Below are 21,374 nucleotides of genomic sequence, written 5' to 3' on the forward strand. Positions count from 1 at the left end.
GAACAGCACCATCGATAATCACGACCGGCGAGGCGGCCACCGGCCTGATCGCGATGAGCGTGGGCGGCGGCGGCGGCGTCGGCGGAGCGGCCAAGGCTTCGTCCGGCGGGGTGGTCGCCAGCCTGTCGATCGCGATCGGCGGCGCCGGCGGCAACGGCGGCAATGGCGCGAAGGTCACGGTCGACAACGATTCGCTCATCACGACCAAGGGGCGTGCCGCGATCGGGATTCAGGCGAAAAGCGTCGGCGGTGGCGGCGGCAATGGCGGCAATGCCGCGAGCTACGCCCTGGCGGTAGCCCCGCCCGACCTGCCGGCGGTTTCGCTGAGCTTCGCCGTCGGTGGCAAAGGTGGCAAGGGCGGCAGCGGCGACGAGGCCGTGGTCTACAATCGCGCAGCGATCTCGACCTTCGGCAACGACGCGACCGGTATCGAGGCGATGAGCGTCGGCGGCGGCGGGGGCTCCGCCGGATCGGCGACGACGACCGCGGACATGCTGAGCGGCTATGCCAATATCGGACTGGCCGTGTCCGTCGGCGGCGCCGGCGGCGACGGCGGCAGCGGCAAGGCGGTGACGGTTCACAACTACGGCTCAATTCGAACCGCCGGGGACTTCGCGACCGGCATCATCGCGCAAAGCATCGGTGGCGGTGGCGGAAACGGCGGCAGCGGCTCGGCCCAGGCAGCACCGGGACTGTCGTTCAACGATATCGCCAAGACCATCGCGAGCGAGACCCTTCCGCTCGCGGATTCCATCTCGGCCCGGGTCGCGGTCGGCGGATCGGGCGGTGACGGCGGCGCAGGCGGCAAGATCGAGGTCGAAAACGCCGGCCTCATCGCCGCGACCGGCAAGAACTCATTTGGCGTCTTTGCCCAGAGCGTCGGCGGTGGCGGCGGCAACGGCGCCGGCTATCTCGCGAGCGGCAAGGGCACGCTCAGCGGCAAGCTGACGATGGGCGGCAGCGGAGGCGGCGGCGGCAAGGGGGACGTCGTCTCGGTGACCAACAGTGCGGGCGCGCGTATCGAACTGGGCGGGCCCGGCACGATCGGGATCTTCGCGCAGAGCGTCGGCGGCGGCGGCGGCAATGGCGGCAGCTTCAGCGGCAGCACCAAGAAGCTGCCGGAATTCGGCGAGAAGCCGGCGGAGTTCATCGTCCAGGTCGTCGACGAACTGTTCAAGGTCGACGGCCTCATCGTCAGCGCGATCGGCGACCCGAACGACAAGAAGGCCGTCGAGGACTACAAATTCTTCGACAAGAAGAGCCCGGCGCAGACGAAGATCGGCCACGCCAAGAACGTGCTCAAGATCGTCAACATCCTAATCGAGAAGGACAAGAGCTTCGGCGAGCGTCTGCTCAAGGCCGGCGGCTTCGCCGTCGCCGGCGTCGCATTGCAGAAGCTCAAGAGCGAGTTGAAGTCTGCCTACAAGGAGGCAAGCTCCAAGCCCAAGCAGGAGTTTCCGAGCATCGATCTCACGCTCGCCTTCGGCGGTTCGGGCGGGACGGCGGGCGAAGGCGGGGTCGTAACCGTCGACAATTACGGCACGATCGCCACCAAAGCCGACAACAGCTGGGGCATCTTTGCGCAGTCGATCGGCGGCGGTGGCGGCCGAGGCGGCAGCGGCGTCGCCACCGGCAACAACAACATCAACGCCAATTTCACGTTCGGCGCCGATGGCGGCAAGGGGGGCAAGGGCGGCGACGTCATCGTGACGAACACCTGGGACATCGCGACTGCGGGCGCGGGTTCGATCGCGGTCTTCGGGCAGAGCGTCGGTGGCGGCGGCGGCACCGGGGCGCTGGCAGCCAGCGGCAATTCGATTTCGATTTCCAGCAATGTCCGGATGGGTGGCGACGCGGGAGAAAGCTCGCCCGGCGGCACGGTGAAGATCACGAACACCGGCAAGATCGAGACGCGTGGTCGCGAAGCGCATGCGGTGGTCGCGCAGAGCATCGGCGGAGGCGGCGGAGCGTTCATCTTCAGCCGACCCGACCCGACATCGTCCTCGGTTCTGGCCGCCGATGCCGATCAGCAGGAAGCGCTCGACCTGACCTACGAGTTGCTGCGAAAGGTCGGCCTCGTCACAGGCGACGGCACGTCCACGGGTGGCGGCGAGGAGAACCTGTCGACCACCATCCTGCCGATGCCCGCAGCCACCCTGGCCTTCGGTGGAAAGGGCGGTCGTGGCGGCGCCGGCGGCAAGGTCGAGCTCTCTCATTCGGGAACGATCGAGACGCACGGAATGGGCGCGTTCGGCATATTCGCGCAGAGCATCGGCGGCGGCGGCGGCTTCAGCGCCGATGCCTCGAGCAGGGGGTTCCTGGAGCAGGCGACCAAGATGGGAGCCGAAGGCGGCAGCGGGGGAGCCGGCGGCAAGATCGAGCTCAAGCTGGGCGGCAGCGCTTCCGTCAGGACCGAAGGAGATGGTGCGCACGCCGTCTTCCTGCAGTCGATCGGCGGCGGCGGCGGCTATACCGGCGTCGGCTACGGTGCACCTGTAAGCCAAGGAGCCGGGTTCGTCCGGGACTCCGCCGCCAGCGGAAAAGGCGGCGATATCGAGCTCAAGATGGCCGATCCGCAGAGCTCGTTCACCCTCGCGACGAGGGGCAAGGCCGCCCACGCCATCTTCGCCCAAAGCCTGGGCGGCGGCGGCGGCTGGACATTCGACGTCAATGGCAAGGCAGGCATGGCCAAGGACGGCGGCACGACCCGTTCCCGGGCGGTAGGCGAAGGCGGCATCATCAAGCTCGATACGCGCGGCCAGATCCTCGCCTTCGGTGACGACGCCTATGGCATCTATCTGCAAAGCGGCGTCCAGAAGACCGACGGCTCCCTGGACCGCACGCGCAAGGCCGGCTCGATCACGATCGAGCACGCGGGCACGATCATCGGTGGCTCCGGGCAAGGTGCAGGCATCCGCATCGATGGCGGCAACGACGAAAACAAGATCGTCCTGAAGAGCGGATCGCATCTGAGCGCGATCTCGGGCACCGCGATCCTGGGTTCAGTTCATGCGGATCGGCTCGAAAATCATGGCGAGATCATTGGGAATGTGGACTTGGCTCGCCAGGGCAACCTGGCAGACGACACCTTCATCAACATGCCGGGAGGGCGATATACCGTCGCCAGCTCCGGATATGTGAATGTCGGCCCAAATGGGCTCTTCCGGAATGATGGCGTGTTCGACATCGGAGGCCGGGCGCGTGTCACCGGCCGCTTCGAGCACAAGGGCCAGATGATCGTGCACTTCATGAATCCTGTAACGAACAACGGCCTGAGCCACGGCCAGTTGCAGGTCGACGGCTCGGCCCACATTGGCCATGACATCGAGCCGAGAGTTTCGTGGCTGCTGCCGGGCAACTACCGGGTCGTGTCCGCGACGAGAGGAGTCGACGGCTTTGGAGGCGTCACCGGCCCGCAAGGAAACGGCATACCGATATCCTGGGCGATCGGCCGCGAATGGGGCAGCATCACGCTCACGCCCCAGGCCAAGTTCGACAACCCGGCCGGCATGACGCTGACACGCGATCAAGGCGAGGCCGCCAAGCACCTGCAGGCCGCATGGAATGCCGGATCGAAGGCGCAAGGAAGCGTTTTCCCGCGCTTCCTAGGGATCGGGACGCCGGAGCGGTATGGCGCGGCGCTCGATGAGGTTTCGCTCGAATCGACGCAGTATGTGACCAACACGAAGTTCAAGGATGCACGCCTGTCGATGCGGGCGGCGATGAGTTGCCCCGCTTTCGAGGGCGGGACGACGCTGATGCGCGAAGGCGAATGCGTCTGGGGGCGGATCAGCGGCGACTATTCGCGGATGTCGCCCTCCCCGGACGAAGGAGGCTATCGCCAGCGGCAGACGAGCTATCGCATCGGCGGGCAGAAGGAGTTCTCTCCCGGCTGGTTCATCGGTGCCACAGCGTCGTTCGCGCGCGGCGAACTCGACGATGCGGACGGCATCACTGGCAGCAAGACCGATAGTTACGACGCATCGATCGCCGTGAAGCGACAGCTCGGCAACTGGCTGTTCGCGGCTTCTGCTACGATCGGAAAGACCGAGCAGCAGAACCTGAGAGCGATCACGATCGACTCGATCACGGCCGTGGCCAAGAGCCGATCGCATGTCGAGGCACTCGGCGGACGGTTCCGTGCCGCTTACGAACTGCCGTTCGCAAACTGGTATCTGCGCCCCTATGTCGACGTGGACGCGCTCCATCTCCGCACGCCCGCCTTCCGTGAATACGGCGCGGAAGGCCTAGATCTCGACGTCCACCGGCAGAGCAAGACGGTGTTCGCAATCAACCCGAACCTCGAGATCGGCAGCCGCTTCGAACTTTCCGGCGGGTATTGGGCGCGACCATATGCGACCGTCGGCTTCACTTTTCTGTCCTCGGATCACTTCACGACCCGCGCCAGCCTGATCGGGGCGCCGTCGGAAGTCGGAACCTTCGAGAGTCGCTCGCGGATGCCCGATCGCCTGCTGGATCTCGGCCTCGGCTTGCAGATCAGCTCCGGAAGCGGGCTGGAGTTCACCGGCGAATACCAGGCACAGACCGGTCGGGACTTCCTGTCCCATACAGGCTCGGCACGTCTGGCGTGGCGGTTCTGAGGCAAAGGAGGGTTGAGCGCGCTTCGCGTACCACCCTCCTCATCGTCCGGACTTGCAAGGTGCGCCCCTCGTCAAGCCACCGCGGCACTCCTGACGCACTGCATCACCAGGCGCGCCACCAGCGCGCCGGCTTCGACATGCGGCATATGGCCGACGCCTTCCAAGCTGTGGCAAGCGACATGGCCGGGCAGCTCGTTCTGGTGTGCCTGTGGGATGATGCGGTCGGAACGCCCCCAGAGGACCTTGAGCGGCCCCGAAAAGCGCTGGAGGTCGCCGGCGATCCGGATCGTCTGGGTGCTGTCCGGGAAGAGCGTCTGCGCCACATCGGCCTGGGCGGCTCCGACGCCGAAGCGTTCACGCTCGCGCAGAACGGCCTGAGCGTAGCCGCGCGGCAGCGTTGCAGCGTCGCCGACCAGGCGGTCGAGCCAGGGCTGCAGGCCTTCCGGTGTACGGGCCGCGAGGAAGCCGGCGAGGAAGGCCCCGTCGATCTCCGGACCAAGTCCGGCCGGAGCGATCAGGGTGAGCGAGCGAACACGGACAGAGAGATTGCCCGACAGGACCGCCGCGACGGCGCCGCCGAGCGAGTGGCCGACGAGATCGCACTCGGTTGCGCCGCTCGCTTCGATCTGCGCCAGCACGGCTTCGGCGAGACCATCCAGCGACGGCTTCGACAGGGCCGCGGTGCGGCCATGGCCCGGGAGTTCCGGGGCCAGGACCTGACGCCCGCCATCGAGATGGGGCCTTAGCGTATTCCAGGCGGCGGTATTGGCGCCGAAGCCGTGGATCAGTACAAGCGGGACGGTTAAAGCGGTCGGCATCGCGAAAACCGACCGGGCTGGCGTCGCAATCGCGGCAGCCGTCACCGGCACTCGTTCACGTAGCGCCCGCTCGACATCGCGGCTCTTGATCCGCCCGCCCGGCCCGCTGCCGGTGAGGCCCGCAGGGTCCAGTCGGGCCTGGCGTGCGAGGCGGCGTGCCAGCGGCGAGATGCTGATGCGCCGGCCGGCCTCACCGCTGACCACAATAGCGGGCATTTCCAGCGTTGCCGGAGCCGGCATCGCGGCTTCGACCATTGTCACGGCTTGCGGCGCAGATGCCGGCAGGCTGTCGGCGATGCGGCCGAGCACGGCGCCGATGCCGACCTCCGCGCCCTCGGGCGCCAGGATCTCGGCAAGGACGCCGTCGCGTTCTGCCTCGATTTCGGTAGCGGCCTTGGCGGTCTCGACGACGACGACGACTTCGCCCGCCTTGACTGGATCGCCGAGCTTGGCCGACCAGGAGACGACGGTCGCGCTTTCCATATATTCGCCGGCGCCGCCGGCGAGCGTTATCTCACCCGACATGTTCCCTCCTCAGGCCAGCGCCCGGCGCGCCGCCGCCGCGATCTTGGTGGCGTCGGGCAGGACCGTGCTTTCCAGCGGCTCGCTGTAGGGAATCGGAATGTCGTGGGTCGCGACGCGCTCGACCGGCGCATCCAGCTCGTCGAAGCAGCACTCCATGATCGTCGCGCTGAGCTCGGCCGCATAGCCGCAGAAGCGCCAGCCCTCGTTCACCACCACGGCGTGATGCGTCTTGGCGATCGAGGCCCGGATCGTGTCGCGGTCGAGCGGGCGCAGCGTGCGCAGGTCGACGACCTCGGCCGAGACGCTCTCCTTCGCCAGTTCCTCGGCGGCTTTCAGCGCGTCGACCACCATCTTCGAGGAGGCGATGATCGAGACGTCCGTCCCGGCGCGGGCAATGCGCGCCTTGCCGATCTCGACCAGATGGTCTCCATCCGGCACCTCGTCGCGGCTGTTGTAGAGCAGCTTGTGCTCGAGGAAGACCACCGGGTGGTCGTCGCGGATCGCCGCCTTTAGCAGCCCCTTGGCGTCGGCCGCCGTCGCCGGCGCGACGACCTTGATGCCGGGGATATGGGCGACGAGCGCGTCGAGGCTCTTGGAGTGCTGAGCGCCGGCGCCAGCGCCGCCACCGCCTTGCGTGCGCAGCACGAAGGGCATCGTGACCTGCCCGTTCCAAATGTAATTGTAGATCGAGGCCTGATTCATCAGCGCATCGACGCTGAGCGGCAGGAAGTCGGCATACATGATCTCGAGTACAGGACGGGTGCCGGCCATCGCCGCCGTCACCGCCATGGCGGTCAGCGTCTGCTCGGAGATCGGCGTGTCGCGCACGCGCTCGGGCCCGAACTCCTCCATCAGATCCTTGGAGACCTTGAAGACGCCGCCATAGACGGCAATGTCCTCGCCCATCAACCAGACGGATGGATCGCGCTGCATCTCCTCGCGCAGCGCCGCACGCAGCGCCTCGGCATAACGCATCATCGCCATGGTCAGGCTCCCGCGACGGAATAGGGCGCGCTCGGCGCATGGTCGGTGAAGGTCGGCAGCGGATCGTTCAGCGCCCGCTCGACGGCGGCATCGACCTCGGCGCGCGCTTCTGCGGCGATCTCGTCGAGACGCTCGGCCGGGATGCTGTCGGCCAGCATGGCGCGCGCCAGCGCGATCGGGTCGCGCTCGCGCCAGGTGGCGAGATCCTCGTCTTTCTGGTAGCCGCCGACATCGCTCGTCGAGAAGCCGACCATGCGATAGGTCTTGGCCTCGACCAGGGACGGCCCCTCCCCGCGCCTTGCACGCTCGACCGCCGCGCCGACGGCGCGGTGGACGGCGATGACGTCGTTGCCGTCGACGATCTCGCTCGGCATGCCGTAGCCGGCGGCACGGACGGAAAGGTCGGGCACCGAGGACTGCGTCGAATGATGCGCGGTCAGCCCGTACTGGTTGTGCTCGAGCACGAAGACGACCGGCAGCTTCCACAGCGCCGCGATATTCATCGATTCGTGGCAGATGCCGGTCTGCGCGGCGCCATCGCCGAAGATGCACATGGCGACGCGCTGTCCGCCATCGGCACGGTTCTTCATCTGCAGCGAGACGGCGAAGCCCGTCGCCGCCGGAATGCCGCCGCCGACGATGGCGTTGCCGCCGAGCAGGCCCTTCTGCATGTCGGCGATCAGCATGTGCCCGGCGCGGCCAGCGCAGGCGCCGGTGGCGCGACCGAGGATCTCGGCGACGATCGGATGCATGCCGACGCCCTTGCCGACATAATGCGCGTGGCCACGATGGGTGCTGGTCAGCAGGTCCTCGTCGTCGAGCATAGCGGTCGCACCGATGCCGACCGCCTCCTGGCCGTCGCAGCGATGGATCGGCCCGCGCGTCTTGCCGGCCTTGTGCAATTCGCCGAGGCGCTCCTCGAGACGGCGAACCGCCACCATGCGCTGCAGCATCTCCAGCTGCTCCTCGACCGTCGGTGAGTTCTTCATCGCCACCCTTCTCCCCGCGCCGAGCGCCATCGCCCGCCCTTGGCGGGACAAGCCGGCTCCGGCGCGCCGTGCCTTTTGCCGACGGGGACCCTAGCGCAGTCGGCGGCGCAGCGCTATAAGTGTCTACACAAGATAATGCAGTCTTGCAGTGAGCGGCGAAACCAGCCGCAACGCCGCACGGACAGCCTCCGATCGCGAGCAGCGGGCGGCGGCACCATCGGACAGAACGGGCGGCCTTCCGCCGGAGCATGGAGAAGCACGATGATCTTCGACCACCGCGTCTATACGGCCCGCCCGAACCGCCTGAACGACTTCCTGAAGCTCTATGAGGATGTCGGCCTGCCGATGCAGCGCCAGTATCTCGGCGAGCCCTTCGGCTTCTTCCAGACCCATATCGGCGAGCTCAGCCGGGTCGTACATCTCTGGAAGTACGACAGCCTGGCCGATCGCGAGGCGCGCCGTGACGCGATGGAGGCCGACCCCGCCTGGCAAGCGTATCGCCGGCAGGTCGTCGAGGCCGATCCACTGCTCGACATGCGCAACCAGATCCTCAAGCCGGTCTCGTTCTTCAACCCGAAGGGCTGAGCCATCTTGCGCCGCGCTGGACGCCATTCATGAAACTCGACCTTCACATCGGCGATACGCGCTGGCGGATCGCCTGTGACACCGTCCGGGCGCCGCGAACCCTCGCGGCGCTCAGCGCAACGCTTCCCGCAGCGCTTCAGCTGCACACGCCGAAGATCGCCGGCCAGCACATCTACTGGCACGCGCCCTTCGTCGAGGACGCCGAGGGCGGCGTCGACGTGATGGAGGCGCAACCGGGCGCCTTCCTGTACTGGCCAGCCCGGCAGTTCCTCGAGCTGATCTTCGCGCCGCTCCAGGCCGAGACGGCCGAGGTGACATTGCTCGGCCAGATCGAAGGCGGGTTGCCGGAACTGCAGGCCCTGGGCCTGAAACTGCGCGAGCAGCACGGGCGCCAGCTGTTCTCCGGCAGCCTGACGGATGCCGAAACCGGCCGGGAGGCGATCGCTTCGCCCTCGCCGCTACCGGCCGATCTCGTTGCCCTCAAGCAAAGGCTCTGGGACGCGTCGCCGGCCGACATCGAGACGCTCCTGGCCTCGCGCGCCACCATGCACCCGGCCGGGCCGCTTTTCCTCGCCGAATCCGAGGCCCGCATCCTGCACGAGCTGCTCTGGTGGGTACGCGGCGGCCTCTCCCGGGAAGAGCCGCGCATCTCGCGTCGCATCGCCGCCGTGGCCTGCAACAAGGCCGGAACGAGGCTGCGCGATTTCTGCCATCTCGGCGAAAGCGCGGCGGCGATCTTCGCCCTGGAGGCAGCGTTCGGCCGCGAGGAGATTCCGCTCGCCGAACTGACCGACGAGGCGATCCTCTGCGCCGGCCGGCTGGCGGCCTGGCTCGATCTGCGGATTCCGTGGTCGGCGGTGAACGAGGCCGCGCGATCGGCGCTTGACGAGGCCGGCCCTGAGGCGACCGCGTCATGAACACCGGGCTCGTCTCCCTTCCCGATGGCGGGGCTCTCGCCTACACCGTCCGCGGCGAAGGCCCGGCGCTCGTGCTGATTTCGGGCCTCGGCGGCCTCGCCTCATTCTGGAACGCCTTCGCGGAGGTCTGCGCTCCGTATTTCCGGGTCGTCACCTATGACCATCGCGGCGTCGGCGGCTCGTCGGCCCTGGAAGGGCCGACCAGCATCGCCGCGATGCGCGAGGACCTGATCGGCCTGCTCGACCATCTCGGCATCGCCAGGGCCGCCATCCTCGGCCATTCCACCGGTGGTGCGATCGCCCAGGATCTGGCGCTCGCCCAGCCCGAGCGCGTCTCGCGGCTGGTGCTGTCGGCCACCTTCGCCCGCCCCTGCGCCTATATGCGCCGGCTCTTCGCCGGGCGGATCGAACTGCTCGACCAGCTCGGCATCGACGCCTATCGCCGCCATGCGGTGACGCTGCTCAACGCGCCCTATTGGCTCGACGTCAACGACGCCGTCGTCGAAGCCGAGCTTCAAGCGGCCGCGGCGCGTTCGAAGCCGACGGATGCGGCGGTGGTGCGCGAACGCATGCTCGCCGTGCTCGGCCACGACGCCCAGGACCGGTTGGCGCAGATCGTCGCCCCGGTGCGCGTCGTGGTGGCGGCCGACGACATCGTCACCCCCGCCTATCTGTCGCAGCGCCTCGCGGACGCGATCCCGCGGGCCGAGCTGCGGCTGCTGCCGCGCGGCGGCCATTACGCGATGCGTGCCGAACCCGCGCTCTACCGCGAGGCGGTGCTGGATTTCCTGCGCGGCGGGCTCCCCGCTGCCGAGACGAGGACATGACCATGGACATCACCCCTGAGCGCGGGCCGATCGGCGTCGTCGGGCTCGGCACGATCGGCCAGCGCTGGGCAGCGACGTTCGCGCATCACGGCTACGAGGTCTCCTGCTACGACCCCGACCCGGCGCGCTGGGAGGCGTTCCAGGCGCTGCACCCGGCCCTGATCGACGATCTCGAACACCTGGCGCCGGCGCGGGTCGCGCGCGGCCCGATCCGCTTCTCGACCGATCTCGGCAAGGCACTCGTCGGCGCTGCCTTCGTGCAGGAATCCGGCCCCGAGCGCCTCGACCTCAAGCAGGAACTGCTCGCGGCGATCGAGCGCAATGTCGGCGAGGAGGTGGTGATCGCCTCCTCCTCCTCGGCGCTGCTGGTCTCGGAGATGCAGGCGAAATGCGCGCGGCCGCAGCGCGTCGTCCTCGCCCACCCGTTCAACCCGGTCCATCTGATGCCGCTGGTCGAGATCGTCGGCGGGCGCGAGACCTCCCCGGAAGTCGTCGAGCAGACGCGCGCCTTTTACGACGCACTCGGCAAGAAGCCCGCCGTGTTGCGCAAGGAGGTCACCGGCCATCTGGCACTGCGCCTGATGGGCGCGATGTGGCGCGAGGCGATCGCGCTGGTCGAAAGCGGCGTCGCCAGCGCCGAGGACGTCGACCGCGCCTTCTGCTACGGGCCGGGCCCGAAATGGACGCTGCAGGGCTCGTTCATCTCGAACCACCTCAACGCCGACGGCATCGAGTCCTTCCTGACCAAGTACGGCAAGACCTATCAGGACATCTGGGACGATCTCGGCGATGCGAAGCTGCAGCCGGAGACGATCACGCGCGTCTCGCGCGAGGTTCGCGAAGCGATCGGCGAACGCAGCGATGCCGAATTGCGCGACCAGCGCGATGCCGGCCTGGTCGACCTGCTGCGCGTGATGACGCAGCGCGCCGCCCTCTGAGGACAGCAACGGGAGCCCCCGCATGGCCACGGACTTTCCCTACCGTACAGCTCTCGTCACCGGCGCCTCGCGCGGCATCGGAGCGGCGATCTGCCGCCGCCTGACCGGGCTCGGCATGACCGTCTACGGCGTCGCCCGCAGCCGCGAGGCGCTCGACGATGTCTTCCAAGAACTCGGTGTTGTGCCCGTCGTCGCCGATGTGCGTGACCCCGATGCGATCGTTGCCGGCCTTGCCGGCGCGGAGATCGACGTTCTCGTCAACAATGCCGGCATGGTCGCGACGGTGAAGCCGCTCTACGAGCAGAGCGCCGAGGAGATCGCCGAGACGATCGCGGTCAACCTGACCGCGCCGATGCTCCTCATGCGCGCTTTGCTTGGCGGCATGGTCGGGCGCCGGCGCGGCCATGTGGTCAACATCACCACCACGGCTGCGCGCGGCGTGCTCGCCGGGACTTCGGCCTATGGCGGCGCCAAGGCCGGCCTGTCCCACGCCTGCCGCTCGCTGCGCTACGATCTTGCCGGCAGCAATGTGCGGATCACCGATCTCGCGCCGGGACGCGTCGAGACCGAGATCTATCTGCGCGCCTTCGGCGGCGACCGCGGCAAGCTGCACGACACGATGTACGGCAATGTCCGGGCCCTGCAGCCGCAGGACATCGCCGAGACCATCGCCGCCGTGCTCAGCCTGCCGCAGCATGTCGACGTCACCGAGATCGAGATCTCGCCGACCGATCAGGCGGTGGGCGGCCATGTCTTCAAGTCGGTGCAGGGCTGAGCCGCAGAAGCGTTCAGGCGCCCCGGTCGACCGGGGCGCCGTCGGTCAGCTTCGCCAGCACGGCGTCGCAGGCCCGGTTCCAGCCGGCCTCGACCCCCTCGGCCGCGAGCACCTTCAATCCGCATTCGGTGATGCCGCCCGGCGTCACCAGACTCTGCAGCAGCGCCTCGCCCGTTTCCGGCCGCTCGGCGATCATCCGGCCCGCTGCCACGAAAGTCTCGGCCGCCAGGCGCCGCGCGGCATCCGGTTGCATGCCGTGCGCGACAGACCAGTCGCTGCCAAGGCCGATCAGCATCTGCGCCCAACCATAGATCGCGGCACTGACGGTCGCGGTCTCGAACTCGGCCTCATGCGAGAGTGGAATCACCGAGCCGAGCCGCCCCAGCAGCGGCCGGAGCTCCGGCAGGTCGGGATAGAGCGTCGTCGGGCTCGCTCCGAGCGAGGAGGCGGTCAGCGGCATGATCCGCACGACCTCCGCCGGCGCCGCGGCCGCCCGAAGCTCTTTCAACTGCACACCGGCGCAAGCAGAGATCAGGATCTGCCCGGAGCGCCAGCCGAGGCCCGCGACCGCCGCGACGGCATCGCGGGGACGCGTCGCCAACAGTACGATATCGGCCGCGGCGACCAGCTGCAGATTGTCCGTTGCGAGATCGATTCCATGCCGAGCCGCCAGCTTCGGCCCATAGCCGCGCGAGGACAGGATGAGTTCCGAGGCCGGCTGCCCGCTGCGCAGGAGACCGTCGATGATCTCCTGGGCGAGATGGCCGACGCCGAGAAAGCCTATTCTGGTCATGATGCATCCATGAGTGCACACACCACCGGGCGGGTTTGCGATCGGTGGTTGATTTTTGGTCGCGACACCATTTGAAACGTCGAGCGTCGTGAGGCCGCGAGCGTCGCGGCAAGAGATCGGCCGTAAAGAGAGGCGGAATGCCGGACACCGCAAAGGCCCCCAGCGTCGACACCGACAAGACGGGCGCGAAATCCCCCGCGCCGCGCCGCGCGGCCGACAGCGCAGAACGCGCCTACAAGGCGATCCGGCAGCAGCTGGTCGAGTTCAAGATGCGTCCGGCGGAGCGAATCAACGAGGTCCATCTCGCGCAGATGCTCGACCTCTCGCGCACGCCGGTCCGCGAGGCGCTGAACCGGCTCGCCTCCGAAGGCTTCGTGGTGTTCACGCCCAATCGCGGCTTCTGTTTCCGCGGCGTCGACATCGACGATCTGCTCGACCTGTTCGAGATGCGCTCGATCATCGAGACCGGGGCCTTCGCCCTCGCCTGCGAACGCGCCGACGAGGCCGGCATCGCCCGGCTCCAGGCCTTCTGGGCGGATGCCCGCATGCGCTACGAGAACAAGGATCCCGACGAGATCCTCGAACTCGACGAGGGTTTTCACGTCCATCTCGCCGAGCTCGCCAACAATCCCGAGATCGTCCGCCAGCTGATCGGCGTGAATGCGCGCATCCGTTTCGTGCGCCGCGTCCAGATCGAGAACGGGCCGCAGCACTGGAGCCTGGTCGAGGATCACAGCCGCATCGTCCAGGCGATCGTCGATCGCGACCGGGAGCGCGGCATCGAGATCCTGCGCAGCCATATCTCGCTGACCTTCGCGGAGGCCCGCGCCGTGCTGAAGGAAGCCCTGCTCAAGATCTTCCTGCCGGAGCAGACCGCGCCACGCCGCGGCCGCGCCCGCTCCCGAAAATAGCACGGCGATCTCGCCGGCGCTGCCAGGCAGGCCGCCCTGCGCAGCTTCGGCGAAGGCTGCACCCCGGCCGCGCCCGGGCATCATCGCATTCTGGCAGTGCATTGTATTCAAAGGATTTTTATTCATTTCCCAAGTGTGCCGCGCGCCGAGCCGGACGTTGCATTGCCACCGCTTTCACCAGCGAAGCCGAGATTTGTGCATAAGCCGAGCACGCGATAGCCAAAAGTGCCTGTACAACTGCATGCACTTATGACACGGTCTCGCCATCGGGGAAATCCCGCCTCGCATGGAACCTTTGCCGAATGCGCGACCACGTCCTTGGGCTCGACCACATCGTCATCGCCGTGAGCAACCTCACGGTGTCGGCCGAGCGTTGGCAGGCCCTCGGCTTCACGGTTTCGCCGCGCGGCCTGCACAGCGACTATCTCGGCACCGCCAACCACACGATCATGTTCGAGGACGACTATGTCGAACTCCTCGGCGTGCTCGCCGCGACCGAATTCAACCAGCCGACGCGAGCCTTCCTGGCCCACGGCGCAGGGCTGGAACGCCTCGCCATGCGCACCGACGACGCGGAGGCCGGGCTCGCCGCGCTGAAGCGCGACGGCTTCGAAGGCAGCACCGGACCGTTCGAGTTCCGCCGTCCCGTCGATCTCGATGGCGGGCGCACCGGCGAAGCCGGCTTCCGCATCTTCCAGTGGCCGCTGGAGCCGGCGCCCGGCGGCGCGCGTCTGTTCGCCTGCCAGCATCTCACCCGCGAGACGGTCTGGCTGCCGAGCCTCATCGAGCACCGCAACGGCGCCCGCGCCCTGAAGCGCATCGAGATCGTCGCCGCTGACCCGCGCACCGAAGCCGAGCTCTGCGGCCGGTTGCTTTCGCTTTCGGTCGGCGAGCGTGACGGCACCTTCACGGTCGCGATGCAGCCGCGCGGAGCGGATCTCGTCTTCGTCGATGCGGCGCGGTTCGCGCAGCGCTGGGGCCGCAATCCCGGCGACGCGCTTCCACCTTGCGGCGTCGTGCTCGCCTGCGACGACTTTTCCCGTGCGCAGCCCTTCGCGGAATGGACGGGCCCGGGCGCCCTGCCCTGCGCTGCCGTCGACGGGGCGCTGATCGGCTGGGAAACGGCATCACGCCGGCCAGGCTGACCGCCGGCCAGACAGAAATTCACAAGCAACCGCAATAATGGAGGGGACTATGACTGCAGGACATCCGACCCGGCGCCATCTGCTCGCCAGCGCCGGCGCCCTTGCGCTGGCGGCCGCCTTGCCCGCCGGCGCCTTCGCCCAGGAGCCCAAGCGCGGCGGTACCGTCACGGTGCACATGCCGCAGGAGCAGCGCATCCTGAATCCGGCCCTGCGCGCCTCGACGGGCGTCTACGTCATCGCCTCCAAGATCATGGAGCCGCTGGTCGACCTCAACGAGAAGGGCGAGTTGGAGCCGATGCTGGCGACGAGCTGGGAAGGCTCGCCGGACGGCAAGACCATCACCATCAAGCTGCGCGAAGGCGTGAAGTGGCATGACGGCAAGCCCTTCACCTCGGCCGATGTCCAGTACACGGCGATGGAGCTGTGGAAGAAGCACCTGAACTACGGCACGGCGCTGCATTCGGCGCTCGAGGCGGTCGACACGCCGGACGCCCATACCGCGATCTTCCGCTACAGCCGCCCGATGCCGATGGACCTGTTCATGGGCGCGGCGCCCGACCTCGGCTACATCGCCCCCAAGCACATCTACGAGGGCACCAACATCCTCGACAACCCGGCGAACGTCGCGCCGATCGGGACCGGACCGTTCAAGTTCGCGCAGTACGAGCGCGGCCAGTACGTCATCGCCGAGCGCAACCCGGATTACTGGCGCAAGGGCTACCCCTATCTCGACAAGATCGTCTGGCGCTTCATCACCGACAAGGCCGCCGCGACCGCCGCGATCGAGGCCGGCCAGGTCCATATGAGCAATTACTCCTCGCTGCCGCTGGCCGATATCGACCGGCTAGGCAAGGATCCGCGCTTCGAGGTCTCCTCGCGTGGCAATGAGCGCCAGCCCTTCCAGAACACGATCGAGTTCAACCTGCGCCGCAAGGAACTCGCGGATGTGCGCGTGCGCCGCGCCATCATCCACGCGGTCGACACCGACTTCTTCATCGAGAACTTCCTGTACGGCAACGGCAAGCGCGCCCACGGGCCAATCCCGTCGGTCTCGACCAATTTCTACAAGGCCGGCGCGCCGGACTATGCCTTCGACGTCAAGAAGGCCAACGCACTGCTCGACGAGGCCGGCTTCAAGCGCGGCGCCGGCGGGGTGCGCTTCTCGCTGAAGATGCTGAGCCCGCCCTTCGGCGAGGACATCCCGCTCTGGTCGACCTTCATCCAGCAGTCGCTGCAGCAGGTCGGCATCAAGGTCGAGCTACAGCGTCCGGACGCCGCGACCTATCTCACCGCGGTCTATCGCGACTGGGATTATGACCTCTCGACCGGCTGGCACATCTACCGCGCCGACCCGGCAATCAGCACCATGGTCTGGTACCGCTCGGGCAGCCCGAAGGGCACCGCCTTCACCAACCAGTGGGGCTGGGTCGACCCCAAGGCCGACAAGATGATGGACGACGCGGCGTTCGAGATCGATCCGGCCAAGCGCAAGGCCGCCTATCCGGAGATCGTCAACCTGCTCAACACCGAGGTCCCGCTGTGGATGGCGACGGAACGCCAGTTCATCTCGGTCACCAGCAAGAAGCTGAAGAACCACCACAACAATCCGCGCTGGCCGTCGAGCCACTGGGCGGATCTGTGGATCGAGTCCTGAGTGGACGCACCGGAGCTGCCTGTCCCTGGCGACAGGCAGCTCCGGGCCTGACGAACGTCTTTTGACAAGCACCGCTTGGCGATCTCGGATGGCCCGCCTCGTGCGGCCATCCCGGCTTGCTCGGCGCTGGAAGAGCACGCCATGCAAATTCTGAAGCTGGCCGGACGACGGCTGATGAGCAGCGTGCCGACGCTGCTCATCCTGCTCGCCGGTTTGTTCATCCTCCTGCAGTTCGCGCCCGGCGACACGGTCGACGCGCTGATGGCGCAGATGGGCGGCGGCGATCCGGCGCAGGCAGCGGAGCTGCGGCGCTTCTACGGGCTCGAAGGCAGCGCCGCGGTGCGACTGCTCGACTATCTCTGGCGGCTGGTCCGCCTCGATCTCGGCTTCTCCGCCATCTACAACAAGCCCGTCGCGACCGTGATCCTGGAACGGCTGCCGGCGACGCTGATGCTGATGTTCTCGGCGCTGAGCTTCGCCTTCTTCGCCGGCATGGTGCTCGGCATCGTCTCGGCGCAGCGCGTCAACGGCTGGGCCGACACGCTGATCTCCCTGCTCGGGCTGCTGTTCTACGCGACGCCCTCCTTCTGGCTCGGCCTGATGAGCATTGTCGTGTTCTCGATCTGGCTGGCCTGGCTGCCGCCGGGCGGGCTCTACGAGATCGGCTCCGGCGCGACCGGCATCTGGCTGGTGCTCGACATCGCCCGGCATCTCGTCCAGCCGACGATCACGCTCGCGCTGATCTTCCTCGCCATCTACCTGCGCATCATGCGCGCCTCGATGCTCGAGGTCTCGACACTCGACTTCGTGCGCACGGCGCGGGCCAAAGGCCTGACCCGCGGCGAGATCGTCCGCAAGCATGTGCTGCGCAACGCGCTCCTGCCGATGGTGACGCTGATCGGCCTGCAGGCCGGCACCATGCTCGGCGGCTCGGTGGTGATCGAAAGCGTGTTCTCGCTGCCCGGCATCGGCCGCCTCGCCTACGAATCCGTGGTCCAGCGCGACCTCAACACGCTGCTCGGCATCGTCTTCGTCTCCGCCATCATGGTCATCCTCGTGAACTTCATCGTCGACCTGATCTATGCGCGGCTCGACCCACGCATCGCGGCGGGAGCCTGAGCCATGAAGGCCCTCAAGCACTTCCTGATGAGCCCGGCCGCAATGCTCGGCCTCCTGCTCCTCGTAGGTATCGTCGGTCTCGCCGTCTTCGCCGACCTGCTCTACCCGCGCGATCCGCTCGGCCTCGCCGGCCGGCCGCTGCAATGGCCAAATCCCGCCGGCCGCTTCCTGCTTGGTACCGATGCCTCGGGTCGCGACATCGCCGCCCAGATCGCCCATGGCGCCCGCACCACCCTGCTGATGGGCGTCGTCTCGACCCTGATCGCGATCGCGATCGGCATCGTGGTCGGTGCTGTCGCCGGCTTCTATGGTGGGCTGACGGACGACGTGCTGATGCGCCTGACCGAAGCCTTCCAGACCCTGCCGAACTTCATCCTGCTGCTCGTCCTCGTCGTCGTGGTCGGCTCCAACATCACGGCGGTGACGATCGCGATCGGCGTCGTCTCCTGGCCGGCGGTGGCCCGGCTGACGCGGGCGGAGTTCCTGACGCTGCGCAACCGCGAATTCGTCCAGGCCTGCCGCACGCTCGGCCTGACCAATCGCTGGATCATCTTCCGCGAGGTCCTCCCGAACGCGCTCGCCCCGATCATCGTCTATGGCAGCGTCGTGATGGCGACCGCGATCCTGCTGGAAAGCGCCCTCGCCTTCCTCGACCTCTCCGACCCGAACATCGCCTCCTGGGGCAATCTGATCGGCCAGGGCCGCAAGGTGCTGCGCAGCGAATGGTATGTCTCGGCAATCCCCGGCGTCGCCATCCTCCTGACCATCCTCTCGGTCTCGCTGGTCGGCCAGGGGCTGAACGACGCGCTCAATCCGAGGCTTCGCAACCGATGAGCGCCGCCCAGATGATTGCTTCCGCGCCGGCACCGCTCGTCCGGATCGAGGACCTGACCATCGCCCTGCCCAAGGGGGCCGACCGGCCCCATGCGGTCGAGAACCTGTCGCTGACCCTGAACGCCGGCGAGATCGTCTGCGTCGTCGGCGAAAGCGGCTCTGGCAAGTCGATGACCGCATCGGCCCTGATGGGGCTGCTCCCGCCCATGTTGCCGATCCGCGGCGGCAGGATCATGCTCGGCGAGCGCGACATCGTCCGCCTGTCCGAGGACGAGATGCGGGCGATCCGCGGCCCCGAGATCGGCATGATCTTCCAGGAGCCGATGACGGCGCTGAACCCGCTGCGCACCGCCGGCGACCAAATCGCCGAGATGTTCCGCGCCCATACCGATCTGCCGAAGAAGGAAATCGAGGCGCGCGCTCTCAAGCTGCTCGACGAGGTCGGCATTCCCGATCCGGCTTCCGCTTATCGCGCCTATCCGCACGAGCTCTCCGGTGGTCAGCGCCAGCGCGTGATGATCGCGATGGCACTGGCGCTCGAGCCGAACATCCTGATCGCCGACGAGCCGACGACGGCGCTCGACGTCACGATCCAGGCGCAGATCCTCAAGCTGATCCGCGACATCCAGCGCCGCACCGGCATGTCGGTGCTGTTCATCACCCATGATTTCGGCGTGGTCGCCGAGATCGCCGACCGGGTGATGGTGATGCAGCACGGCAAGGTGGTCGAAAGCGGCAGCGCCGAGGCCGTGCTGGAGAACCCGCAGCACCCCTATACCAAGGCACTGATCGCGGCCGTGCCGAGCCTGACGCCCCCGCCGCCGCGCACGCTGCCGCAGAACAGCATCGCGACGATCCGCGAGCTATCCAAGACCTATCGCAGCGGCGGTGGCTGGTTCGGCCGCAAGGAACGCGTCACCTATGCGGTGAAATCCGCGAGCATCGAATTGCCGAGCCAGGCCACCCTCGGCATCGTCGGCGAGTCCGGGTCGGGCAAGTCGACGCTGGCGCGCTGCATCGTGCGCCTGCTCGACCCGGACCAGGGCGCGATCGAACTCGACGGCGTCGATTTCGGCAAGCTCGAAGGCGAGAGCCTCCGGCGCCATCGCCATCTCGTCCAGATGGTCTTCCAGGACCCTTACGCCTCGCTCAACCCGCGCCGAACCGTCGGAGACCTCGTCACTCAGGGCCTGATCGCGCGCGGCACCAAGCATGGCGCGGCGATGGCGCGCGCCAAGGAGCTCTTCGCGCTCGTCGGCCTCGACCCGAGCGCAACCGACCGGCTGCCACACGAATTCTCCGGCGGCCAGCGCCAGCGCATCGGCCTCGCACGGGCCCTGGCGCTGGAGCCCAAGGTGCTGGTCGCGGACGAAGCGGTCTCGGCGCTCGACGTCTCCGTGCAGGCGCAGGTGCTCAAGCTGCTCGTCGAGCTGCGCGACAAGCTCTCGCTCTCGATGATCTTCATCACCCACGATCTTCGCGTCGCGGCGCAGATCTGCGACCGGATCGCGATCATGCAGCGCGGCGAGGTCGTCGAGCAGGGCGTGACGGCGGAGATATTCGCCGCGCCCCAGCACCCCTACACCCAAAGGCTGCTCTCGGCCGTGCCGGGACGAGCCAACTGACGGAGTCTTGCGCCATGAGCGAAGTCCACGAACCCGGCGAGACCTTCGTCGTCCAGCCCGGCACGGCCACCAGCTTCTGGCAGCCGGTGCCGGCCAATGGCCATATCGAGGTCGCGCTCGACCCGTCCAAGGTCAAGATGGACAACCCGCTGGCCTTCGGCACCCAGACCGTGCCGCCCGGCGGCTATGTGCGCGAGCACAGCCATGACCGCCACGAGGAGGTCATCTACTTCATCAAGGGCAAGGGCCGCGCCGTGCTCGACGGCAAGGATGTCCCGGCCGTGCCCGGCACGGCGATCTTCGTCGGCAAGAGCCGCCGCCACATGTTCATCAACGACGGCACCGAGGATCTGCACTGGGTCTGGCTGATCGTGCCGAACGGTCTCGAGGACTTCTTCCGCCTGATCGGCCGCCCGCGCACTGCCGGCGAGCCCGCGCCGGAGAACTTCCCGCGGCCCGAGAACGTGATCGAGATCGAACGCCAGACGGTCTTCGCGGCCCAGCCCGCCGACCAGCGCAAGCCCTGACGGAGGCTGGAATGGCGAGCGAGCGGCGCCTCGCGCTGATCGGCTTTGGCACGATCGCGCGCGACATTCACGCCCGCCTTGGCGGCGATGGCTTTGCCTTCGCCTGCCTGCTGCGGCCGGGCTCGCCGAGCCGCGCGAGCCTGCCGGCCGGCGTCGCTGCGCTCGATAGCCTTGGCGATCTGCTGGCCTGGCGCCCCGACCTCGTCGTCGAGGCCGCGGGCCATGCAGCGATCGCCGAAACGTTGCCGCAAGTGCTCGCCGCCGGCATCCCGGCGCTGCCGGCCTCGACCGGTGCGCTTGCCGACAATGCCCTGCTCTTGCGCCTCGCCGAGGCCGCCCAAGCCGGAAACGCCCGGCTGATCGTTCCCTCAGGCGCGGTCGGCGGCCTCGACTATCTCGCGGCGCTGCGCGAGACGCCGGATGCGAAAGTCCGCTACACCTCGCGCAAGCCGCCGGCTGCCTGGGGGCCGGAGCTCGCCGCGGCCGGCCTTGCCGAGAAAGCCGCTCAGGCCGAGATCGTGCTTTACGAGGGCGCCGCGCGCGAAGCCGCCAGGCGCTACCCGAAGAACCTCAATGTCGGGCTGACGATCGCGCTCGCCGTCGGGCACGACCGCCTTTCGGTCAGGATCGTTTCCGACCCGGCCGCGGCCGGCAATACGCACGAGATCGAGGCGACGAGCGCGCTCGGCACCGCACGGCTGAGCTTCGTCAACCTGCCCTCGCCAACCAATCCGAAGACCTCGGCCCTGACGGCGGCGAGCCTGACCGCCGCTATCCGCCGCCAGTTCGACCGCATCGCGGTCTAGC

20 protein-coding genes are annotated in these 21,374 nt (G+C 67.9%); 14 read left to right on the forward strand and 6 right to left on the reverse strand.

Annotated features, from left to right (window positions below; all coding sequences use genetic code 11):
- Together RKE40_RS23795 and RKE40_RS23800 are read right to left on the reverse strand one after the other, a co-directional pair.
- On the reverse strand, positions 1-581 hold a 581-nt coding region (locus RKE40_RS23795), incomplete at its 3' end, for a hypothetical protein (protein WP_316020682.1).
- Between the two features lie 273 nt (positions 582-854).
- Positions 855-1,286 (reverse strand): hypothetical protein, encoded by a 432-nt coding sequence (locus RKE40_RS23800; protein ID WP_316020683.1) that lies wholly within the window; start codon positions 1,284-1,286, stop codon positions 855-857.
- A gap of 9 nt (positions 1,287-1,295) precedes the next feature.
- Here RKE40_RS23800 and RKE40_RS23805 point away from each other — a divergent pair, with 9 nt between their 5' ends.
- A complete protein-coding gene (locus RKE40_RS23805) occupies positions 1,296-4,601 on the forward strand; it encodes an autotransporter outer membrane beta-barrel domain-containing protein (RefSeq protein ID WP_316020684.1) in 3,306 nt (1,101 codons plus the stop codon).
- A 71-nt stretch (positions 4,602-4,672) separates the two neighbouring features.
- Here the strand turns inward: RKE40_RS23805 and RKE40_RS23810 are convergent, their stop codons facing one another.
- Genes RKE40_RS23810 through RKE40_RS23820 form a run of 3 tightly spaced genes read right to left on the reverse strand, consistent with a single transcriptional unit; the run spans position 4,673 to position 7,917 of the window.
- Positions 4,673-5,944 (reverse strand): acetoin dehydrogenase dihydrolipoyllysine-residue acetyltransferase subunit, encoded by a 1,272-nt coding sequence (locus RKE40_RS23810; protein ID WP_316020685.1) that lies wholly within the window; start codon positions 5,942-5,944, stop codon positions 4,673-4,675.
- Positions 5,945-5,953: 9 nt separating this feature from the next.
- A complete protein-coding gene (locus tag RKE40_RS23815; protein WP_316020686.1) occupies positions 5,954-6,928 on the reverse strand; it encodes an alpha-ketoacid dehydrogenase subunit beta in 975 nt (324 codons plus the stop codon).
- Between the two features lie 2 nt (positions 6,929-6,930).
- Positions 6,931-7,917, reverse strand: a complete 987-nt coding sequence (locus tag RKE40_RS23820) for a thiamine pyrophosphate-dependent dehydrogenase E1 component subunit alpha (RefSeq protein ID WP_316020687.1) — start codon at positions 7,915-7,917, stop codon at positions 6,931-6,933.
- A gap of 261 nt (positions 7,918-8,178) precedes the next feature.
- On the opposite strand from RKE40_RS23820, the gene RKE40_RS23825 reads away from it, so the two are divergent.
- From RKE40_RS23825 to RKE40_RS23845, 5 genes are read left to right on the forward strand one after another with little or no spacing between them, the layout of a single operon-like run.
- The gene (locus tag RKE40_RS23825; RefSeq protein ID WP_291648168.1) at positions 8,179-8,502 is read left to right on the forward strand and encodes an NIPSNAP family protein; all 324 of its coding nucleotides are present in this window, start codon (positions 8,179-8,181) and stop codon (positions 8,500-8,502) included.
- A 29-nt stretch (positions 8,503-8,531) separates the two neighbouring features.
- Entirely contained in the window at positions 8,532-9,419 is an 888-nt protein-coding gene (locus tag RKE40_RS23830) for a hypothetical protein (protein WP_316020688.1), read from the forward strand.
- Positions 9,416-10,246 carry an alpha/beta fold hydrolase gene (locus RKE40_RS23835; RefSeq protein ID WP_316020689.1) on the forward strand — a complete coding sequence of 277 codons (831 nt, stop codon included), beginning with the start codon at positions 9,416-9,418 and terminating at the stop codon, positions 10,244-10,246. The genes RKE40_RS23830 and RKE40_RS23835 overlap by 4 nt, the downstream gene beginning before the upstream one ends.
- A gap of 2 nt (positions 10,247-10,248) precedes the next feature.
- Positions 10,249-11,184, forward strand: coding sequence for a 3-hydroxyacyl-CoA dehydrogenase NAD-binding domain-containing protein (locus RKE40_RS23840; protein WP_316020690.1), 936 nt, complete (start codon positions 10,249-10,251; stop codon positions 11,182-11,184).
- Positions 11,185-11,206: 22 nt separating this feature from the next.
- Positions 11,207-11,959, forward strand: a complete 753-nt coding sequence (locus RKE40_RS23845; protein ID WP_316020691.1) for an SDR family oxidoreductase — start codon at positions 11,207-11,209, stop codon at positions 11,957-11,959.
- Between the two features lie 13 nt (positions 11,960-11,972).
- Here RKE40_RS23845 and RKE40_RS23850 read toward each other — a convergent pair whose 3' ends face one another.
- The gene (locus tag RKE40_RS23850; RefSeq protein WP_316020692.1) at positions 11,973-12,752 is read right to left on the reverse strand and encodes a pyrroline-5-carboxylate reductase family protein; all 780 of its coding nucleotides are present in this window, start codon (positions 12,750-12,752) and stop codon (positions 11,973-11,975) included.
- Between the two features lie 137 nt (positions 12,753-12,889).
- Between RKE40_RS23850 and RKE40_RS23855 the strand changes: the two genes are divergently transcribed.
- The 8 genes from RKE40_RS23855 to RKE40_RS23890 all read left to right on the forward strand — a co-directional run bounded on the left by RKE40_RS23855 (position 12,890) and on the right by RKE40_RS23890 (position 21,373).
- Positions 12,890-13,663, forward strand: a complete 774-nt coding sequence (locus tag RKE40_RS23855) for a GntR family transcriptional regulator (protein WP_316020693.1) — start codon at positions 12,890-12,892, stop codon at positions 13,661-13,663.
- Between the two features lie 302 nt (positions 13,664-13,965).
- Positions 13,966-14,808: a VOC family protein gene (locus RKE40_RS23860; protein ID WP_316020694.1), complete on the forward strand. Its 843-nt coding sequence runs from the start codon at positions 13,966-13,968 to the stop codon at positions 14,806-14,808.
- 49 nt (positions 14,809-14,857) lie between these two features.
- Positions 14,858-16,462 carry an ABC transporter substrate-binding protein gene (locus RKE40_RS23865; RefSeq protein ID WP_316020695.1) on the forward strand — a complete coding sequence of 535 codons (1,605 nt, stop codon included), beginning with the start codon at positions 14,858-14,860 and terminating at the stop codon, positions 16,460-16,462.
- 141 nt (positions 16,463-16,603) lie between these two features.
- On the forward strand, positions 16,604-17,581 hold the full coding sequence (locus tag RKE40_RS23870; RefSeq protein ID WP_316020696.1) for an ABC transporter permease: 978 nt from the start codon (positions 16,604-16,606) through the stop codon (positions 17,579-17,581).
- 3 nt (positions 17,582-17,584) lie between these two features.
- Complete coding sequence (locus tag RKE40_RS23875; protein WP_316020697.1) at positions 17,585-18,415, forward strand: ABC transporter permease; 831 nt, start codon at positions 17,585-17,587, stop codon at positions 18,413-18,415.
- A gap of 11 nt (positions 18,416-18,426) precedes the next feature.
- Positions 18,427-20,040, forward strand: a complete 1,614-nt coding sequence (locus RKE40_RS23880; RefSeq protein WP_316020698.1) for an ABC transporter ATP-binding protein — start codon at positions 18,427-18,429, stop codon at positions 20,038-20,040.
- 14 nt (positions 20,041-20,054) lie between these two features.
- Positions 20,055-20,567 (forward strand): cupin domain-containing protein, encoded by a 513-nt coding sequence (locus RKE40_RS23885; protein WP_316020699.1) that lies wholly within the window; start codon positions 20,055-20,057, stop codon positions 20,565-20,567.
- An 11-nt stretch (positions 20,568-20,578) separates the two neighbouring features.
- Complete coding sequence (locus RKE40_RS23890; RefSeq protein WP_316020700.1) at positions 20,579-21,373, forward strand: aspartate dehydrogenase; 795 nt, start codon at positions 20,579-20,581, stop codon at positions 21,371-21,373.
- Position 21,374: the final 1 nt, after the last annotated feature.

This window comes from Allobosea rubneri (genome assembly GCF_032464875.1).
In the GTDB taxonomy this organism is placed as follows: domain Bacteria; phylum Pseudomonadota; class Alphaproteobacteria; order Rhizobiales; family Beijerinckiaceae; genus Allobosea; species Allobosea rubneri.

Excerpts from the sequence above, each read along its gene's own strand:
- RKE40_RS23880 (WP_316020698.1), top strand. The coding sequence starts at position 18,427 with ATGATTGCTTCCGCGCCGGCACCGCTCGTCCGGATCGAGGACCTGACC.
- RKE40_RS23865 (WP_316020695.1), top strand. The coding sequence starts at position 14,858 with ATGACTGCAGGACATCCGACCCGGCGCCATCTGCTCGCCAGCGCCGGC.
- RKE40_RS23885 (WP_316020699.1), top strand. The coding sequence starts at position 20,055 with ATGAGCGAAGTCCACGAACCCGGCGAGACCTTCGTCGTCCAGCCCGGC.
- RKE40_RS23835 (WP_316020689.1), top strand. The coding sequence starts at position 9,416 with ATGAACACCGGGCTCGTCTCCCTTCCCGATGGCGGGGCTCTCGCCTAC.
- RKE40_RS23840 (WP_316020690.1), top strand. The coding sequence starts at position 10,249 with ATGGACATCACCCCTGAGCGCGGGCCGATCGGCGTCGTCGGGCTCGGC.
- RKE40_RS23830 (WP_316020688.1), top strand. The coding sequence starts at position 8,532 with ATGAAACTCGACCTTCACATCGGCGATACGCGCTGGCGGATCGCCTGT.
- RKE40_RS23890 (WP_316020700.1), top strand. The coding sequence starts at position 20,579 with ATGGCGAGCGAGCGGCGCCTCGCGCTGATCGGCTTTGGCACGATCGCG.
- RKE40_RS23850 (WP_316020692.1), bottom strand. The coding sequence starts at position 12,752 with ATGACCAGAATAGGCTTTCTCGGCGTCGGCCATCTCGCCCAGGAGATC.
- RKE40_RS23855 (WP_316020693.1), top strand. The coding sequence starts at position 12,890 with ATGCCGGACACCGCAAAGGCCCCCAGCGTCGACACCGACAAGACGGGC.
- RKE40_RS23860 (WP_316020694.1), top strand. The coding sequence starts at position 13,966 with ATGCGCGACCACGTCCTTGGGCTCGACCACATCGTCATCGCCGTGAGC.
- RKE40_RS23820 (WP_316020687.1), bottom strand. The coding sequence starts at position 7,917 with ATGAAGAACTCACCGACGGTCGAGGAGCAGCTGGAGATGCTGCAGCGC.
- RKE40_RS23810 (WP_316020685.1), bottom strand. The coding sequence starts at position 5,944 with ATGTCGGGTGAGATAACGCTCGCCGGCGGCGCCGGCGAATATATGGAA.
- RKE40_RS23825 (WP_291648168.1), top strand. The coding sequence starts at position 8,179 with ATGATCTTCGACCACCGCGTCTATACGGCCCGCCCGAACCGCCTGAAC.
- RKE40_RS23845 (WP_316020691.1), top strand. The coding sequence starts at position 11,207 with ATGGCCACGGACTTTCCCTACCGTACAGCTCTCGTCACCGGCGCCTCG.
- RKE40_RS23815 (WP_316020686.1), bottom strand. The coding sequence starts at position 6,928 with ATGGCGATGATGCGTTATGCCGAGGCGCTGCGTGCGGCGCTGCGCGAG.
- RKE40_RS23875 (WP_316020697.1), top strand. The coding sequence starts at position 17,585 with ATGAAGGCCCTCAAGCACTTCCTGATGAGCCCGGCCGCAATGCTCGGC.
- RKE40_RS23870 (WP_316020696.1), top strand. The coding sequence starts at position 16,604 with ATGCAAATTCTGAAGCTGGCCGGACGACGGCTGATGAGCAGCGTGCCG.